We start from the raw sequence: 18,464 nt of genomic DNA, 5'->3' as shown, positions 1-18,464 counted from the left end.
GGTCATTTGGTAAATATATGGTAAGGAATAAAGAAGCTATAGAAAGATTTATAAACTTAATAGCTATAAGTTTTACTTTTGTTTCAGTATTACCCTTTATCAGTAATAGATTTTCTGATTACAAATTTGAAAGCCCACAAGTTATAAAACGAATGATTTCAGAAAGAGTAATAAAAGAATTAATTTTTGATAGTTTCGTATCTTCGCTCGAAAATAGAAAAATTTATTCTGTAGTTTCCAAATGCGTTAAAAACTTTATATACAATGACTTTGTGGCTTAATTAATCTTGTAAACTGGTGTAGTTTTAATTTTTTCTTTATATTATTATAATCTTCAACAAATTTTATATCATTAAACTTAATTTGTTTAATATTCGTTTCTAAATTTTTTACCGTACAACTAGTTAATATAAAAAATATTAGTAATAACACTAACAGCGACTTGATTTTTTTATGTTTCATTTAATTCACCTTTTCATCATTCTTCCTTCTATCTTGTTTATTAAGCAAGTTAAAAACAAAGAATGCTGGTATTGACATAAATAACCAATATAAATACTCGTTTTTTATTTTAAAAGAATCTATTAATAGAGTAGAACAAATAAAAAGTAGTAACGAAAGTGGTTTGCCTATTTTGGTGAATGCAGTATTTTTTAGAATTCTTTCATATATATAATAGAATGAAAATAATAAAAGAGTAGTCAACAAACCTTTTAGATCAAAAATATTCAAAATATTCATAAAATCACCTCACCAAGAACTATTGTATAAGTTAAAACTATATAAACTAATTCTACTATTTAACTCTTGAAATTTACATATATTTGCTATATACTTATATTAAGTAGCCTATTAACTCTATCAAACATGCTTGCCAGCATTTATTTGAGTTAGTAGGCTTTTTTTATTTGGTACTATTGGATGTATCATACTTTATTTTTTCTTTATTTAGCCTTATCATAAATTACCTTCTATTATTTGTCAATAATGTTCTTGTAATCATTGCAAACCATTATTTACTATCTCAACCTTCAAAAATTAAACTTGAAATATTTTTCTATTTGTAAGAAAATATTTTGCCTTGACATAGAACATATGTTCGATATATAATTTTGATATGAAAGGAGTGGGAAAAGTGGACAATATTGAAAAATTATTCAAAGATGGAATTATGGCTATAATGCCTATATATATTGATATGTACGGTAATTGTACTAAAGTAATAACTTTGAAAACACAAGAAAATTATCTCTTTAAGAGTGTAAAGACTGTGCTTAAAAATATGGCTAAATTTTATGCTCTCGATTTGATGGCGTCAAGAGAATACTATGGTAAAATTATAGGAATTTCTAATACAGTTCCTATTCCATTCGACAGTGAGAATATTTTTGTGCCATTGAAAGTTAGAAAACCAATATTTAAAAATGACGGTTCGTTTGGATATTTTAACTTGAAATTCATATACGATATAAAAGAAGAAAAAAGTGGAGTATATATAATACTTGAAGGGAATATTAAAGTAAGAATTAATCAAACTTTAAAGACTGCATATAAACATATAAGGCATGGCGAAATAGTAAAAAGAGTATATGATAAAAAAACATATGGTTTAGTTAGGGAAAGTGATTACGATTTTTATATCGAATATAATAAACCGGCGACTAAAGGAGATATAGTTTTTCTTATGAATCAGTTAATGGATATTTTAAGAAAGTTAGCGGATTATAAGAGACAGGGAACGAAAGGAATTTAAAATTTAAAATGGAAAATGTAAAGTTAACTTGGATATTTGTCATTTGTTTTTGGCTTTTCGTATGACGAAAGACAAAATATGAATGACGAATATCCAAAATCGAATAGCGAGACACTATACACCAATAATATACAAATGATATAATAAAAACAAAATCTTAAATTAATTTCGGAGGGCGAGGTTTTGATTACTCTACAGGGGACTATTGAAGAGATAATTTATAAAAATGAATCAAACGGATATACTGTTGCCATATTAGAAACAGAAGATGACGTAGTAACTATAGTAGGCTATATGCCTGTAATAAACTTGGGCGAAACTATCATGGTTCAGGGAAATTGGGTGTACCATTCTAATTATGGACAGCAGTTCAAAGTAGATACATATCAGGCGGTAGTTCCTGCTTCATTAAACGGGATAGAAAAATATCTTTCATCTGGTTTAATACCTGGAATTGGCCCTAAAATTGCGAAAAAAATTGTTGAAAAATTCGGACTTGATTCTATAGACATACTTCAATATAATCCAGATAGGTTATTAGAGATTGATGGAATCGGTAAGAAAAAGGCTCAAAAAATTGCAGAGGCCTTTGCAGAGCAGAGAGAGATTAGAGATATTATGATTTTCTTACAAGAATATGGAATAAGTCCTACATATGGAGTCAGGATATATAAAAAATATGGAAATGAAACAATATCAAAAATAAGGGAAAATCCTTACAGATTATCGGAGGATATATTTGGTATAGGATTTAAAATGGCAGATAAAATCGCAAGAAATATGGGTGTAGATTTAAGATCTGATTATAGAATATTTGCAGGTATAAAATTCACTTTGATGGAATTTTCTTCTGAAGGGCATACATATGTACCCAAACGTGAGCTTGTGGATAAAGCGCAGAGTCTATTAGAGGTTGAAAGGGAGCTTGTAGAGGATGGAATTACAGCTCTTGCACTTAAGCAGGAGATTCAGCTTGAGAATGTCGATAATGAAATTAGAGTTTACTATATGCCATTTTATTATGCCGAAGCTAATGTAAGCAAAAAAATTATAGAATTAGCTTTGACGGAATTAAAGGAACTCGATATAAATGTGGAAGAAGAAATTAATAAATTAGAACGAGAAAGCTCTATAAAATTTGCTAAAAACCAAAAAGAGGCCATAAGGCAAGCAGTTTTTAATGGCGTTTTAGTTATAACAGGCGGGCCTGGTACTGGGAAAACGACTACAATAAACAGCATAATAAAGTTATTTGAAAATCAAGGGTTATCTGTAGTATTAGCAGCCCCAACTGGTAGAGCTGCAAAGAGAATGAGTGAAGCTACTTTAAGAGAAGCAAAAACTATACATAGACTATTGGAATACAGTTTTGTAGATGATGAAACGGGAATGGCATTTGCACGAGATGAGGGTACTCCAATAGATTCGGATGTAGTAATCATAGATGAAGTTTCCATGGTAGACATACTATTAATGAATAATTTACTCAAGGCAATAATGCCGGGTACTAGATTGATATTGGTAGGGGATGTCGATCAATTACCTTCAGTTGGCCCTGGCAATGTGTTAAGAGATATAATAGATAGTAAGGTTGTAAAAGTGGTTAAATTAAATGAGATATTCAGACAGGCTCAAGAGAGCATGATTATAGTAAATGCTCACAGAATAAATAAAGGGGAAATGCCATTTTTAAATGTAAAGGACAAGGATTTCTTCTTTATTAATAAGGATTCTAATAAAGAAGTAGTCGATACTATAATAGAGCTTTGCAAAGAGAGGTTGCCTAAATTTTACGGCTATGATCCGGTAAAAGATATTCAAGTTCTAACTCCTATGAAAAAAGGAGATACTGGGGTAAATGTGTTGAATGAAAGGCTTCAAGATGTATTAAATCCCAAGCATAAACTTAAGAATGAAAAACAGGTAGGGGAAAGTATTTTTAGAGTTGGGGACAAGGTAATGCAGATAAAAAATAATTATAGAATGAAATGGGAAATCGTAAAAGATGATGGTATAAATGAGGAAGGTGAAGGAGTATTTAATGGGGATTTTGGATATGTATATGATATAGATGAAGAAGAGAATGAAATGACGGTTTTATTTGATGATAATAAAAAGGTAGTCTATAGTTTTAGTCAGTTAGATGAATTAAAATTGGCATATGCGATAACGATTCATAAGAGTCAGGGGAGTGAATTTCCAGTAGTTGTAATGCCTATATGTTGGGGACCGCCAATGCTTTTGACAAGGAATTTATTATATACTGCAATTACTAGGGCAAAAGAATTAGTTGTACTTGTAGGGAATAAGAAATTTTTATACATGATGATAAATAATAACAGGATTACAAAAAGATATTCGGGACTTAATAAAAGACTACATAAAGTTTTAGAATTCATAAAAGGAGAATAAAATTAACTTACTTTTGAGGAGTAAATTCTAATGAATAAAATAGAGGGCCTTTTTGATGCATTTTTAGAACTTATTTATCCTGAAAAAGGCATATGTTTTATTTGTGAAGAGTATGATGAGACTGTTGATGAAAGGCATATATGTAAAAGATGTTTTGATGAACTTATTTTCATAAAAGGTAACACATGTACTATTTGTGGTAAGCCATTAGAAATAGGGTATTTGCCGGATAGATGCCCTGACTGTATTAAATTTAAACGTTATTTTGAGAAGGTAATATCGCCATTAGAGTATACAGGACTTGTAAAGAAAGTAATATATAAGTATAAATATGGCAGAAAAGCATATATGTATAAAGCATTAGGGCCAATTTTAGTACAAGCCTTTGAAGAAAGTGATATAAAAGATATAGATATTATTGTTCCAGTTCCACTTCACAAATCTAAAATAGCATATAGAGGATTTAATCAATCCGAACTCTTATGCCGATATATATCTAGAAAATTAAATATACCGTTAGATACGAAAAATTTTAAGAGAATAAAAAATACAAAATTTCAAAATGAACTCAATAGAATAGAGAGGGTTAGAAACGTAAGGGATGCGTTTAAAGTTGTAGATAATCATGTTTTTAAAAATAAAAATATACTTTTAGTCGATGATATCTATACTACAGGAGCAACAGTAGACGAGTGTAGTAAAACTTTATTAAAATCAGGAGCGAATAAGGTTTATGTGCTTACATTAGCCACTACATAAGCATATATATAATTTATCTGGAGGTGAATATTATGGATATTAGAAATTGTTCAAGATGTGGGAGAATATACGCATATGATGGGATTAATAAGTTATGTCCTAAATGTAGAAAGGAAGAAGAGGAAGAATTTAAAAGGGTAAAAGAGTACATATATGATCATCCAGATGCAAACATACAAATGGTATCTGAAGAAACTGGCGTACCTGTAAAAAAGATACTTAGATATTTACGAGAAGGTAAATTAGAGTTAAAAACAGAAAATAATTTACTGCTAGCTTGTGAAAGATGCGGGAAACCTATCAAAACAGGTAGATTTTGTGATAAGTGTATAGTAGAGCTTAAGCGTGAGTTAAAAAGTGCTGTAGCTAAAAAAGATAATATTAGAAGAAATAAAGAGAAAGATAAAATGTATATTGCAGAAAGATATAAAAAATAATCTAAAGTATTGCCCTATCCTTACCGATAATAAAAATAGAAAATAAGGATGGGGTGTTTTTATATGAAGATAATTAATAATAACATCTATAAAGCTCTACAATTGTATAATAATCAGAAACAAATAAAGAATGTAAAGACGTCAGCTAAAATTAAGAAAAGAGATAAATTGAGTTTGTCTAATAAAGCGATAGAATATCAAATAGCCATGAAAGCATTAAAAAATGTACCTGATATTAGAAAAGATAAAGTTGAAGAAATAAAGAGACAAATAGAAACTAAAGCTTATAAAATAGATTCGGGGAAAATTGTTGAGAAGATGTTTGAGAATGTTAATATTGATAAGAAGGTTTAATAGGTGGTGTAAAAAGTGGAGAAGTTAATTAACGATTTAAAAGATATTTTGATTGAAGAATTAAATTTGTATAAACATATGCTGGAGCTATCTATAAATAAGACGGATATTATTACTTCTGGTCAAGTACGTGAACTGGATAAAATAACACAAAAAGAGCAGGCATTGATATTAAAGGCAGGTAAATTGGAAGATATTAGAGAAAGTATTATATCGAAAATTCAAGATGAATTGAATTTAAAAGAAGTTAAAAATATATCGAAACTTGTTGATTATTTAAGTGAGGATCAGAAAAAAGAAATAGAATATGTAAAGCAGCAGTTAATCGATGTACTCAACAGGCTTAAGGAAAGAAATTCACTTAATAGTACTTTAATAAAGGATTCTTTAGAATATATCAACTTAAATGTAAATCTTTTAGCGAATGTTTTATCTAGTAATATTTATAGCGATAAGGTAAGTAAAGATGATGTAGTGCAAAGTAAAAACATTTTTGATGCGAAAGTTTAGGGGGTACTTTTATGCGTTCAACTTTTTCGGGTTTGTCAATAGCCATATCGGGTTTGTATGTAAACAAAAAAGCATTAGATACAACTTCTCATAATATAGCTAATGTAAATAATCCTAGTTATGTGAGACAGCAGGTTATTCAGTCTACTAGTGGATATTTTAATCTTCCAGGTGGTTTTCAGATAGGTTCAGGAGTAACAATACAGCAGATTAGACAAATTAGAGATGAATTTTTAGATTTAAAATATAGATTGGAGTCTGGGAGACATGGCTATTGGGCTGCTAGGAATATGGTATTTGAGCAGGTACAGGGAATTTTGAATGAGCTTTCTAACAGCGGACTTCAAAAGGTTATGGACCAATTTTGGAACGGTTGGGAGGAACTTTCTAAAAATCCTGACAATCTTACAGTAAGAGGATTACTCAAAGAGAGAGCGATAGCATTTATAGAAACTGTAAACCATTTGGGACAGCAGATTGATAATTTGCAGATTAATCTTAATAAAGAAATACAGATAAAGGTTAAAGAAATAAATGATATAGCTAAAAGAATAGCTAAATTAAATGAAAATATTTTGGTTTATGAAGTAAAAGGATATAAGGGAAATGACTATAGAGACGATAGAAATGCTTTATTAGACAGGCTATCAGAGCTTGTAAATATAGAGTATAAAGAAGAGGCGAATGGTGTAGTTAATGTTTCTATTGGCGGAAAAATGTTAGTGAACGGAAAGTTTTATACTGAAATGGAGACTAGACAAAATGGAAGCGCATTTGTAGATATATTCTGGAAAGATATTTCTGAAAAAGTAAACATAGAAGATGGAGAACTTTTAGGACTTATCCATTCAAGAGGAGATGTTCAAAAAACTATATTAGCTGAAGGTAATGGTACTGTAAATAAAGAGGTAGATGTAGTTATTGCAGTAGATATAACTTCTTCAAACATGAATGATATAAATAATATGATTAATAAATATAAAGATGATTTGAAAAATAGAGGACTCGAACCTAGATTTAAACTTGTTACATTTGGGGATGGTTCTGTTAAAGATATTACAAAAGGTTTTGTTGAGGCCGATAAGTTTACTGCATCTTTATCGCAGGCTGCAGAAGTTGGAAATGAGGATTTGTCTAGTTTGATATCTGAAATAGAATCGATGAACGATTTTAGAGCGAATGCACATAAAAAATTGATAATTATAACTGATGAAAATATTGGAGGAAATTCAAACGTAATTTCGGATAATGAAATAACAAATTATGTTGACAGATTAAATAGATTAGACATATTTGCAACGGTTATATCGGATTCTACATATCAATATACTGGAGACATTGGAGAAGATGGTTGGGACGGTATAACGGATGGAACTAGCGATAAATTTTTTAGTATTAAAGATATTACCAGAGATGATTTTGCTGAAAAGCTCTCTCAAGAAACTACAAATACTGCAAGTAAATTTATGGGCAGTGTGAAAAACTTTTTAGAAATTATTCCTTCAATTAAAAAGAAACTAAATGCATTTGTAAATACAATAGCGAGGAATGTAAACTACATACATAAAAAAGGGAAAACTTTGCTTGGAACTTCTGGGGAAAACTTTTTTGTAGCTATTAATCCAGATAGACCGATTGAAGTCGGAAATATTACACTTAATTCTAATTTAGATACACTTAATAATATAGCTGTTTCGCAGTCTGGTGATAGAGGAGACGGAAGAATAGCAGAAAAAATAGCTCAGCTTAGAAATGAATATTTATTTGCAGATATGAATAGTGATGACTATTACAGAGATATAATATCGTCCATAGGAGTTGCGGCTAATGAAGCTGCAGTAATGGAACAAAGTCAGAAAATACTTGTTAGTCAGATAGATGATAAGAGAAAGTCTATATCGGCAGTATCTTTAGATGAGGAAATGACAGATATGCTCAAATATCAGCATTCATATGTTGCAAGCAGTAGAGTTGTAAATGCAATTGATGAGATGATAGATAATATAATAAATAGGATGGGAGTTGTCGGAAGATAATCGGAAGATTTTATCTTCCGAATGTAAAATTTAAAATGTAAAATTGAAAATATAATATTAGAAATTGGAGTTTTTAATATTATGTTAGGAGTACCTGTATGAAAAAAGAAAATATTGTAAGAGAGAAAAGTTTTGATTTTGCTTTAAAAGTTATAAGGTTGTATAAATATATTGTTAAAGAGAAAAAGGAATTTATAATATCTAAACAGTTATTACGTTCTGGTACAAGTATAGGAGCAAATGTTGAAGAAGCATGTGCTGGACAGAGCAAGAAGGATTTTATAGCGAAATTGTCTATAGCGCTCAAAGAGGCTTTTGAAACTAGATATTGGCTTAAGTTATTAAGAGATAGTGAGGGTTTAAATACAGAGTATATTAGTAATATGATTGCAGAATGTAATGAATTAATAAGTATAATAACTAGAATCATTAAAACAGCTAAAGAAAATCTTGATTAGGATTAGCTGTTAAATTAAATTTACATTTTACATTTTCAATTTTAAATTTATGTATGAACGGAGTGAGTAAAATGTCTGGTTGGGTAGGATTTAATACAGCAGTATCTGGACTTTTAGCAAGTCAAAAGTCTTTATATACAACGAGTCATAATATTTCAAATGCAAATACTGAAGGATATTCAAGACAGAAGGTGCTGCAGAGAGCAACTTCACCGTTGGCTTTGCCAGGTATAGGAATGTTAGGAACAGGAACAGAAATATATGATATAGTTAGAGTAAGAAATGGTTATGTTGATTTTAAGTATTGGCAAGAAAATGCTCCATCGGGAGAATGGGAAATAAAAAGAGATACATTAGTTGAAATCGAAAATATATTTAATGAACCTTCAGACTCAAGTTTTAGACAATATTTAGATGAATTTTTTGATGCATTAGAAACATTGAGTACTAATCCTTCTAGCTATGCTCATCGATCATTAGTTAGAGAAAAGGTTGTGGCTCTTACGAGACATATTAATGAAACTGCTCAAAGACTTTATGCTCTGCAAAAAGAATTGAACTTTGCAGTCAGTACAAAGGTAAAACAGGTTAATGATTTAGCGGGGCAGATTAGGAATCTAAACGAGCAGATATACGGACTTGAGCTTAATGGTACTAAAGCTAATGATTTAAGAGATAGGAGAGCCTTATTAGTTGATGAATTGTCTAAAATAGTAAATATAAATGTAAGTGAAAATAATGGGAAATTTACTGTATCGATTGGAGGAATGACTTTAGTAGATCATATACAGGTTAATTTGTTAAAAGACCCTCCAAATGTAGTGGATAATGTGAATAACCCAAAAGAAAAATTAGCTTTAGTTCAGTGGGAATTGGGGAATCAAGATGTAAGACTGGAATCTGGAGAACTTAAAGGATTGTTGGATTTAAGAGATGGTGATGGAGTAGGAAATAATTATAGAGGGGTTGTATTTTATATAAAGAGATTAGACGAATTTGCTAAAAAAATAGTGGAAAAAATCAATGATGTGCATTCGAAAGGTTATGGGCTGAATGGCTCACAAGGAACATTTTTATTTACTGCTGATGGCAAAAAAACATCTGATTATCAAAATTTAAGCGAACTATTAGATGAGGTTAAAGCTGTTAATATATCATTATCTGGAGATATTGCCTCTGATTTAGATAATATAGCTGCTGCCATGCAGCCTAATGGGGTAAATGCTAATGAAAATGTTTTAAATCTTATTGCATTGAGAGAAGATAAAACATTTTTTGACAATACGACTCCTCAGGGTACACCAGATGATTTTATAAAGGCGGTACTGTCTAACCTTGCAGTTGATAGCCAGCAGGCTGGAAGAATGAATGAAAACCAAAGTGCAATTATGGACAATATTAAACAAAAGAGGGAATCAGAATCTGGAGTATCTATAGATGAAGAAATGTCTAATATGGTTAAATTCCAGCATTCATACAATGCAGCAGCTAGGATGATAACTACAATAGATGCGATATATGATGTAACAATTAATAGATTAGGACTTGTCGGCAGATAGCCGGCTATCTGCCGAATGTAAAATTTAAAATTAAAAATGTAAAATATAATATTAATTTGCTATTCATCGATTGCTTTTCGACAGTCGAATAGCGAGTAGCGAAAGATGAATGGTGAACGTTGAAAAGTAGTATCTTGAAAGGAGATTGGCTATGCGTATTACGAACAATATGCTTATAAATAATATGATGAGGAATTTAAACAATAATCTTAAGAAGATGAACAAAATACAGCAAAAGCTTTCTTCGGGAAAGAAATTCCAACTTCCATCGGATGATCCAATTGGGGTATCTAGAAGTTTGAAGTTAAATACTGATATTGCCAAGATAGAACAGTATAAGCGTAACTTAGACGATGCTATGTCATGGCTTGAAATGACGGAATCGGCTGTAGCGGAAGTTGAGGATGTATTACAAAGAGCGAGAGAACTTACAGTTCAAGCTGCCAATGGAACAAATAGCGATGATGACTTAAAGATGATATCGTCAGAAATTGAGCAGTTGAAAGATCATTTGATAAAAATATCAAATACTACATATGCAGGAAGATATATATTTTCAGGTTATAAAACTGATGTACCTTTACTTGATGAAAATGGGAAGTTTAAGTTAACAAATTATGAAGCGGGATCTGGGACTTTCTCATCTCATGTGTTAAGTAAAGATGAAGTTTCGAACTACAATGTAGGGATATCTGATAAAATAGCTATTAATATAGTTGGAGTTAAGGTTTTTGGTAAATTTGAAGGCGATTTGGATAATCCTAATTTTGATTCTAATGTAAACGGATATGAAATAGATAGTACTAATAAAACGTCGAACTCAGCTAATGCAGATAAAAGTTATTTAATAGCTATGTTTGATAGTCTAAAGACAGCTTTAGATAGTGGAGATTCGGAAACTATACAAAAAACATTAGGAAGAATAGATAAGGTTATGGAAAACTTATTGTCTATAACAGCGGATATAGGAGCTAAATCAAATAGACTTGAATTAACTAAAAAGAGATTAGAATCTCAATCGATAAATTTTACAAAACTTTTAGCAGAAAATGAAGAAGCAGATATTGCAGAAGTTATTATGAACTTAAAGGTAAATGAAAATGTATATAGAGCATCATTATCAGCAGGTGCAAGGATAATACAGCCAACGCTTGTCGACTTTTTAAGATAGTTTAAACTATCTTAAAAAGTCGAATTGTAAATTGTAAATGTTAAATATAAAAATGATAATAAAGAAAGAAGTAAATTATATTATTTAAAATTCAAAATTTAAAATATATATTTAATTTTAAATTTTAAATTTTCAATTTTACATTTTGATAGGTGGGGAAGGAAATGTCACTTCAGATAACAACTACAAGAGTAATGATACAAATTAATATAATAGATGGGAAGATGAGTATTTGTCAGCCTAGAGGAGAGCAGAACATACATACAACCATGCCGAAGGTTAGAATAGAGTTTGAAAAACCTAAAGTAATTATAGACCAGTATCAGTGTTTTGCTGAAGCTGGTCTTAAAAATTACTTAGATTTAACTAAAGAAGCTGCAAGATTTGGTTACCAAAAAGTACTAGAAGGAATTGCAAGAATAGCAGAAGATGGAGACAGAATGGCACAAATAGAGAATGGTATGCCGCCGGCTATTCCCGAATTAGCAGAAAAAAATGCATGGGAAGAGTTAGATTATAATATAGATTTTATTCCTAAATCGAGACCTAAAATAGATGTAGAAGGAAGACTAAAAATAGATTGGGAATTAGGAAAAGTAAATATAGATTACAAGGTGAATAAGCCAATTATTAATTTTCAAAGAGGAAAAGTTGAAATTTATCTTAAACAAAAACCTAGTATAAAAATAAGGTATATAGATGTGAAAATATAAATAAATTTAAAATTGAAAATGGAAAATGTAAAATTATTTGGTGTTTAATAAATAGGAGTTAATAGTTTTTAATCATTAATTTTACATTTTAAATTTTACATTTTACATTTTTTTATTTTCCGTTTCCTGTTCTCTGTCAACTGTTAATTGAATAAAAAGGAGGAACAAAAATGTTACTCAATACCAAACATTTTGGCCAAATAGAAATTGATGAAGATAGCATAATTACATTTCCAGATGGATTATTAGCTTTTGAAGAGCAGAAGAGATTTGTAATAATAAACAATCCAGATGAAGAAATACCATTCAAATGGCTTCAATCAATAGACAATCCTGATCTTGCTTTTGTAATAGTAAACCCATTTCTTTTCAAAAGAGATTATGAGTTCGATATTCCCCAATCTGTTGTTGACAGGCTTGATATAGAAAGAGAAAAAGATGTTTTAGTATATTCAATAGTTGTTGTACCAGAAGATATAACGAAAATGACAGCAAATTTAGTAGGGCCTATCATAATCAACTTAAAAAATAGACTAGCAAAGCAAATAATATTAGACGATAAGAGATATACTACTAAACATCTAATATTAGATGAACTCGGCAAGTTAAATCAGGAGGTATAGTTATGCTTGTGCTGACTAGAAAGAAAAATGAGAGTATAGTTATAAATGGGGATATCGAAATTGTTATAGTAGAAATAGGGGACGGTAAAGTTAAACTTGGTATAAAAGCACCTAAAAATATAGAAGTACATAGAAAAGAAATTTACGAAGCGATTCAAAAAGAAAACAGAAAGGCCGCTAATATGCAGAGTATCGATTTTAAAGTTTTAAAAGGTATATTAAAAAAATAGGAATATAAATGGTATAATGAGATTAGGGATTTTTATTATGGGGGTGTTTGGATGGAGAATATTGAAAAAATGTTAAATCAAATTTTAGAAAATCAAATGAGTATGCAAGAAGATATAAGAGAGTTAAAAGAAAATCAGGTAAGTATGCAAGAAGATATAAGGGAGCTAAAAGAGAATCAAATAAGTATGCAAGAAGATATGATAAAAATGCAAGATGATATGAAAGAATTAAAAGAAAATCAAGAAAAAGTGCAACAGCAGCTTACAAAACAGAGTATTATACAAGAACAAATGGCTAGAGATATTAAATTACTTGCAGAAGGACATGAAAATATACTAGAGATAATAGAGAGACGAGATCAGGAACTGAAAAAAGAATTTAGTGATAGATTTGATGAAATAGAAGCGGCTATTTCTGATATATCTAATGATGTTAGATTTTTAGAACATAAAGGATATCAGAACGAAAAAGAACTATTTAAAATTAAAGAGAGTTTAAAAGTTTAATTAAAAGGTAGGTGAGAATATGGAAAAGGAATCATTATTAGCAATTAAAAAAATGTTGAAAGAAGAACTAGAACCTATAAAATCAGATATATCAAGTATTAAATCAACACTTGACGAACATACAAGAATACTTAACGAACATACGAAGAAACTTGATGAGCATACAAGAATACTTGATGAACATACGAAGAAGCTTGACGAACACACACAAATTTTAAGGGCATTAGAACATTCAGCACAAGTTAACAAAGCAGAACATGATAGTATTATGAATGATATAGCACATATTAAAGGAGAAATTGAAAACTTAAGAAAAGATATGACTAATGTTGAGCTTATAACTGCAAGCAATTGGGCTGATATAGCAAAGCTTAAATCTGTAAAATAAATGTGTAGTATGGATTTAAATAATAGAAACCGGCTAAAATGAGTCGGTTAATTTTTTTATCAAAAATTTTTCAAAAAAACGCTAAAGTTGGACAAGCAACTGTCGATAATTATAATGAAAAGGGAAATACTTCTCTACGGGCGCCCTACATAGAGAAATATTTAAAATCTTTATTTGTATTTAAAATTTAAATTTTTAATTTTAAATTTTCAATTCCGCCGAAGGCGGATATGGCATGGATGCCAAAAAATAAAAAATTCAAGGAGGAGATTTTATGAGAATTAATCACAACATAGCGGCTTTAAATACTTATTCAAGATTAAGTGCTGCAAACTTTATGCAGTCTAAAGCATTAGAAAAATTATCATCAGGTCACAGAATTAATAGAGCTGGAGATGACGCAGCAGGACTTGCAATTTCAGAAAAAATGAGAGCTCAAATTAGAGGTTTAAATCAAGCATCTAGAAATGCTCAAGATGGTATTTCTATGATTCAAACTGCTGAGGGTGCACTTCAAGAAACGCAAGCAATACTACAAAGGATGAGAGAATTAGCAGTTCAAGCATCAAATGATACTGCTACAGATGAAGATAGAAAAGCTATTCAAGATGAAATAACACAGCTGAAAGAAGAAATTGACAGAATAGGTAATACAACAGAATTTAATACTCAAAAGCTATTAGATGGTTCTAAAGGAGCTACAACTACAAGTGCAGATTTAACTGCTGATGGTGCAATAAATATAAGTGCTACAAACCCTATAGAAGTTATAGATGGAACTGAAGTTAAAAATAATGTAGTTAATATGGAATTGAAATTAAGTGGTATTAATGGTGGTAATACTTTTGTTATTTCATTTGAGCTTACTGAAGGTAAATATGATAGTGTAGTTGATTTTGTAAATGATTTTAATACTCAATTTAATGCTGCGATTGATAATTTAAAAAATTCAAGTAATATTGATGCTACTGGAATTAAAGATCATATTAAATTAGGTTTTGATGTAGATACTTCAACAGGAAATGTTACATTTCAGTTAGAATATGACGGAACTGGTGCAACTGATGGTGATACAGTAATTATAGATTTTGATAATATGGCTTCATCTTTAGCAACTGGATTAGGTTTATCAGCAGATAAAACTTTGACATTAGCGAACACTGGAAGTGGAGGAAATTCTCAAGCATTTGATAATAATATAGGATCTTATGATACATTTTCGTTAAAAATTGAAGATGGTATAGAACCTACTGCAAATCAAAATAACACACTTTCTATGAAATTTGATGGATTGTCAATTAATGCAAGTATTGCTGAATCAAGTTATACAGATGAATCTACTTTAGCTAATGCAATAAAAGAAGCTATTATAGGTATTAATAATGATGGAACTGATGAAAATAATACTGAATATACTGCTTGGGCAGCATCAAAGACAACAGCTAACTGGAATTCTTTAAAAAATGATGCTGCATCAACAGATGGTTTAATTAAAGCAGTTGCAAGTTTAACTGCTGAACAGTTAGAAGCAAAAGGTTATAAAGGTGCATTAGATGATATGCAAAATGCATACTTTACTGACTTAGTTGAAGGACTTACAGTCTCATTTAATTCAGATCATAAACTTGAAATATCAAGTAATTATCAAATGGAAATTCTTGCAGATAGTGAAGTTGCAAGAAAAGCAAATGCTTTATTAGGAACTGAAAGTGTAAATACTGATATTACTGAGTCAGGCGTAACTGTACAAATAGGTGCAAATGCTAATCAAACATTAACTTTTGGTATTAATGATATGCGTACATCTGCTATAGGTAAAGTTACAATTGATTCAACTGATTATACTGTAAATGATGTTGATGTAAGTACTAAAGAAGGAGCTCAAAAAGCTATTCAAATACTTGATCAAGCACTTACAGACGTTTCTTCTGAAAGAGCAAAATTAGGTGCATATCAAAACAGATTAGAGCATACTATTAACAATTTAAGTACTTCAGCTGAAAACTTAACAGCAGCTGAGTCAAGAATTAGAGATGTAGATATGGCTAAAGAAATGATGGAATTTACTAAGAATAACATCTTACAACAAGCAGCAACTGCAATGTTAGCTCAAGCAAATCAGCTACCGAATGGAGTTTTACAACTTCTTAGGTAGTGATTTGAGGGCGTCTTAAGAGGCAACTCTTAAGATTATCACTGGGTGAATTGCTGGAACTTCCTTAGAGCCACTCTCCCTACAACGTAATCCGAAAGGATAAGTGTGATAGGTTGAAAAGTAGAGTGGATTGGATAACCAGCAGCCGAGCTCCTGTTCCGAAAGGATGGAGAAGGTTCAACGACTAGGACGTACCACCTAAATAATTGTCAATTGACAATTTACAGTTGACAATTACATGGTGATGAGGTCCGTAGGGGATGAGGCTTTCCCGAAGTGCCCAGCCCCAAAATTAATTGTAGTGCAATTAGTTTTGGGTGAAGATATAGTCTGGCAGTCATCGAAAGGTGATTGACAAACCGCAAGCAAATCAACAGCCTCAAGGAGTTCTTCAATTATTAAGATAATAAATAAAATAATCGAGACTCTGGACGCTCCAGAGTCTCTTCTTTATACTAAAGTTTTCCTTCTTGTCTTAAGCGTCTTATTTTATCGACAATTCCCCAATATGTTCTATATGATTTTTTGGCAATTTCTTTATCAGTTATTCCTTTCTTTTTTAACTCTATGATTAATAATTCATCTTCTTTTGAATAAGTATTATCAATTACTTCTAATGGAGCTTCTATTATCATTTTATCATGGTATAATTTTTTTAGTTCTTGCTTTTTATCTTCCAGCCGCTTTTTGATATCTATTTTATAAGTCATACAATGTATTTGTTCAACATATGGTTTAATTAAATTAATAAATTTCATTAATTCATTTCTTTTTCCTATTTCTAAAATATAATTGTTTCCATCTGGTCTCTTTTTTAGCTTAAATTCAATACCAAATTGTTCTTTGATATGATTTTTTAGTATTATATTTTCTTCCATTGTAAAATTTAATGAATACAGATAGACATGAGGAGTTATATATATTTTATTACTTTTTTTATTTGCAGATACATTTAATACTAAACTTCCATCATCCATATATAAACATGCCAGTCCAATAGGATGGTCTAATAATTTTATATTTTCTTTAGTAATAGTTTTTACTTTATTATTATAAAATTCATTATATAAGTTTGTATATATAGGATGACTTGGAGAGTATAACTTTCCATTTTTACTAAATTTAAAATCTAATTGCGATAACATTTGGGCTTTCCATTTTCTGTAGGGTATTTGTTTATTACTCCCATGCTCTCGATAATGGGCATTTTTGCTTCTGCCATATAAAGATAAGTTCCCATCTCCGAGCACACTTCCAACAAGAATATTTCTCTGTATTTGATTTAAACTATAGTTTTTAATATTTTCGTTATATTTTCTTTTTTTAGCTTTCATCAATTCTTTATGCAACTTTTTCTTATATTCTGGACTTTTCTTTATTCCATATTTAGCTGCTATTTTTCTTAATTTTGATATAGATATACCTAATTTATTAGCTAATTCTTTAGTGTTGCAGTCAGGATAATCTTTTCTAATAAGAGAGATTAATTGTTTTTCATTTAAAACCTTCATAATTTTTAACCTCCTTTTAGAACATACGTTCGCTACAATTTAATTATATCATAAGAATATAAAGAAGACATTCGCAAATTTGGTAAATTCAAATTTATTTTATGGATTTTAATGATTATAGACCATATTTTGATGTAGTTCATATCTTTGATTAAACAAAAATATATATAAAGAAAAATATAAAATAGGAGAGGATATAAGAGAATTACATAGAATAATTTAGATATAGATGCATCTATACTTTCGATAGGTGTAATTAATTATGACCTACAATTAAAACAATAATAGAAATGGAGAGGAATAATGATTGATAATAATGAGGAATATTTAAAGAAAAAATTGGAATGGGTTAAATACAGGATAGAAATATTAGATAAAATGGAAGAAAAGTTAGAAGAAATGAAAAAATTGGTTCGATATGCTAAAGATAATGATTTAGATGATGAAGAAATCAAAGAGATAAATATTAAATTAAATAGATTAAAAAATGAAATTGTTCAAATGGATGATAAAAGTAAGATTTTTTGGATGGATAATCAATAAAGAAATGGAGAACTTGAATTTATATGAATCTATAATTTTATTGTTTAATGAAAATTATTGTATCGGAGAATTTATTTTCCATATTTTTGTAATCCATAGAGAATTATATAAACCTTGTTAAATTATGGATAATTTTAGATGTAATTTCCGTATATGGATTTCAACAAAATCTATTTGATTTAGGTTTAATTAATCTGTAGGTCACAATTAATTGTGACCTACAATTAATACGTGCGCCGGGCATGCGTAACAACTAGGTGGTGAAAGTCCACTGTGGGGGTTGACCGTGCCAACCACTAGCTAAAGGCAAGGGTGTCCATCGCGAGGTGGAATCTGAAGGAAGCC

At 30.0% G+C, this 18,464-nt stretch carries 21 protein-coding genes; 18 read left to right on the top strand and 3 right to left on the bottom strand.

All coding sequences use genetic code 11. The features are described from left to right. Positions 1-281, top strand: a 281-nt coding sequence (locus tag BUB51_RS08400) for a hypothetical protein (protein WP_278294241.1), incomplete at its 5' end; no start/stop codon positions are given. Here BUB51_RS08400 and BUB51_RS13120 read toward each other — a convergent pair. Continuing rightward, positions 256-462, bottom strand: coding sequence for a hypothetical protein (locus BUB51_RS13120; protein WP_073197010.1), 207 nt, complete (start codon positions 460-462; stop codon positions 256-258). The two genes, BUB51_RS08400 and BUB51_RS13120, sit on opposite strands and share 26 nt — an antisense overlap. Continuing rightward, complete coding sequence (locus tag BUB51_RS08390) at positions 463-741, bottom strand: hypothetical protein (protein ID WP_073197008.1); 279 nt, start codon at positions 739-741, stop codon at positions 463-465. A gap of 394 nt (positions 742-1,135) precedes the next feature. Between BUB51_RS08390 and BUB51_RS08385 the strand changes: the two genes are divergently transcribed. From BUB51_RS08385 to BUB51_RS13595, 16 genes are all read left to right on the top strand, one after another. Further along, positions 1,136-1,753: a hypothetical protein gene (locus BUB51_RS08385; RefSeq protein ID WP_143153588.1), complete on the top strand. Its 618-nt coding sequence runs from the start codon at positions 1,136-1,138 to the stop codon at positions 1,751-1,753. Between the two features lie 183 nt (positions 1,754-1,936). Then, positions 1,937-4,165, top strand: coding sequence for an SF1B family DNA helicase RecD2 (gene recD2, locus BUB51_RS08380; RefSeq protein WP_073197004.1), 2,229 nt, complete (start codon positions 1,937-1,939; stop codon positions 4,163-4,165). A gap of 30 nt (positions 4,166-4,195) precedes the next feature. After that, entirely contained in the window at positions 4,196-4,924 is a 729-nt protein-coding gene (locus BUB51_RS08375) for a ComF family protein (RefSeq protein ID WP_073197001.1), read from the top strand. Positions 4,925-4,956: 32 nt separating this feature from the next. Next, complete coding sequence (locus tag BUB51_RS08370; RefSeq protein WP_035164067.1) at positions 4,957-5,361, top strand: TIGR03826 family flagellar region protein; 405 nt, start codon at positions 4,957-4,959, stop codon at positions 5,359-5,361. Positions 5,362-5,424: 63 nt separating this feature from the next. After that, entirely contained in the window at positions 5,425-5,715 is a 291-nt protein-coding gene (flgM, locus tag BUB51_RS08365) for a flagellar biosynthesis anti-sigma factor FlgM (protein WP_073196999.1), read from the top strand. Positions 5,716-5,730: 15 nt separating this feature from the next. Then, complete coding sequence (locus BUB51_RS08360; RefSeq protein ID WP_073196997.1) at positions 5,731-6,225, top strand: flagellar protein FlgN; 495 nt, start codon at positions 5,731-5,733, stop codon at positions 6,223-6,225. An 11-nt stretch (positions 6,226-6,236) separates the two neighbouring features. Next, the gene (flgK, locus tag BUB51_RS08355; protein ID WP_073196995.1) at positions 6,237-8,261 is read left to right on the top strand and encodes a flagellar hook-associated protein FlgK; all 2,025 of its coding nucleotides are present in this window, start codon (positions 6,237-6,239) and stop codon (positions 8,259-8,261) included. 98 nt (positions 8,262-8,359) lie between these two features. Beyond that, on the top strand, positions 8,360-8,719 hold the full coding sequence (locus BUB51_RS08350) for a four helix bundle protein (RefSeq protein WP_073196993.1): 360 nt from the start codon (positions 8,360-8,362) through the stop codon (positions 8,717-8,719). Between the two features lie 71 nt (positions 8,720-8,790). Continuing rightward, on the top strand, positions 8,791-10,278 hold the full coding sequence (gene flgK / locus BUB51_RS08345) for a flagellar hook-associated protein FlgK (RefSeq protein ID WP_073196991.1): 1,488 nt from the start codon (positions 8,791-8,793) through the stop codon (positions 10,276-10,278). A 151-nt stretch (positions 10,279-10,429) separates the two neighbouring features. Continuing rightward, positions 10,430-11,449 carry a flagellar hook-associated protein FlgL gene (gene flgL / locus BUB51_RS08340; RefSeq protein WP_073196989.1) on the top strand — a complete coding sequence of 340 codons (1,020 nt, stop codon included), beginning with the start codon at positions 10,430-10,432 and terminating at the stop codon, positions 11,447-11,449. Positions 11,450-11,613: 164 nt separating this feature from the next. Continuing rightward, positions 11,614-12,162: a DUF6470 family protein gene (locus tag BUB51_RS08335; RefSeq protein WP_073196987.1), complete on the top strand. Its 549-nt coding sequence runs from the start codon at positions 11,614-11,616 to the stop codon at positions 12,160-12,162. 170 nt (positions 12,163-12,332) lie between these two features. Then, complete coding sequence (gene fliW / locus BUB51_RS08330; protein WP_073196986.1) at positions 12,333-12,785, top strand: flagellar assembly protein FliW; 453 nt, start codon at positions 12,333-12,335, stop codon at positions 12,783-12,785. 2 nt (positions 12,786-12,787) lie between these two features. Then, a complete protein-coding gene (gene csrA, locus BUB51_RS08325; RefSeq protein WP_035164079.1) occupies positions 12,788-13,015 on the top strand; it encodes a carbon storage regulator CsrA in 228 nt (75 codons plus the stop codon). A gap of 51 nt (positions 13,016-13,066) precedes the next feature. Continuing rightward, the gene (locus tag BUB51_RS08320; RefSeq protein WP_073196984.1) at positions 13,067-13,522 is read left to right on the top strand and encodes a hypothetical protein; all 456 of its coding nucleotides are present in this window, start codon (positions 13,067-13,069) and stop codon (positions 13,520-13,522) included. A 19-nt stretch (positions 13,523-13,541) separates the two neighbouring features. Further along, positions 13,542-13,910 (top strand): hypothetical protein, encoded by a 369-nt coding sequence (locus BUB51_RS08315; RefSeq protein ID WP_073196982.1) that lies wholly within the window; start codon positions 13,542-13,544, stop codon positions 13,908-13,910. A 274-nt stretch (positions 13,911-14,184) separates the two neighbouring features. Further along, the gene (locus BUB51_RS13595; protein WP_073196980.1) at positions 14,185-16,065 is read left to right on the top strand and encodes a flagellin N-terminal helical domain-containing protein; all 1,881 of its coding nucleotides are present in this window, start codon (positions 14,185-14,187) and stop codon (positions 16,063-16,065) included. Between the two features lie 455 nt (positions 16,066-16,520). Here BUB51_RS13595 and BUB51_RS08305 read toward each other — a convergent pair whose 3' ends face one another. Beyond that, positions 16,521-17,576, bottom strand: coding sequence for a hypothetical protein (locus tag BUB51_RS08305; protein ID WP_073196978.1), 1,056 nt, complete (start codon positions 17,574-17,576; stop codon positions 16,521-16,523). A 303-nt stretch (positions 17,577-17,879) separates the two neighbouring features. Here BUB51_RS08305 and BUB51_RS08300 point away from each other — a divergent pair, with 303 nt between their 5' ends. Continuing rightward, positions 17,880-18,119: a cyclin family protein gene (locus tag BUB51_RS08300; RefSeq protein ID WP_073196976.1), complete on the top strand. Its 240-nt coding sequence runs from the start codon at positions 17,880-17,882 to the stop codon at positions 18,117-18,119. Positions 18,120-18,464 lie beyond the last annotated feature (345 nt).

The sequence above is a fragment of the Caloranaerobacter azorensis DSM 13643 genome (assembly GCF_900129995.1).
GTDB lineage: Bacteria > Bacillota > Clostridia > Tissierellales > Thermohalobacteraceae > Caloranaerobacter > Caloranaerobacter azorensis.
Note: the sequence above shows the minus strand (reverse complement) of the source record. Positions and strands in the feature narration are given on the sequence as shown.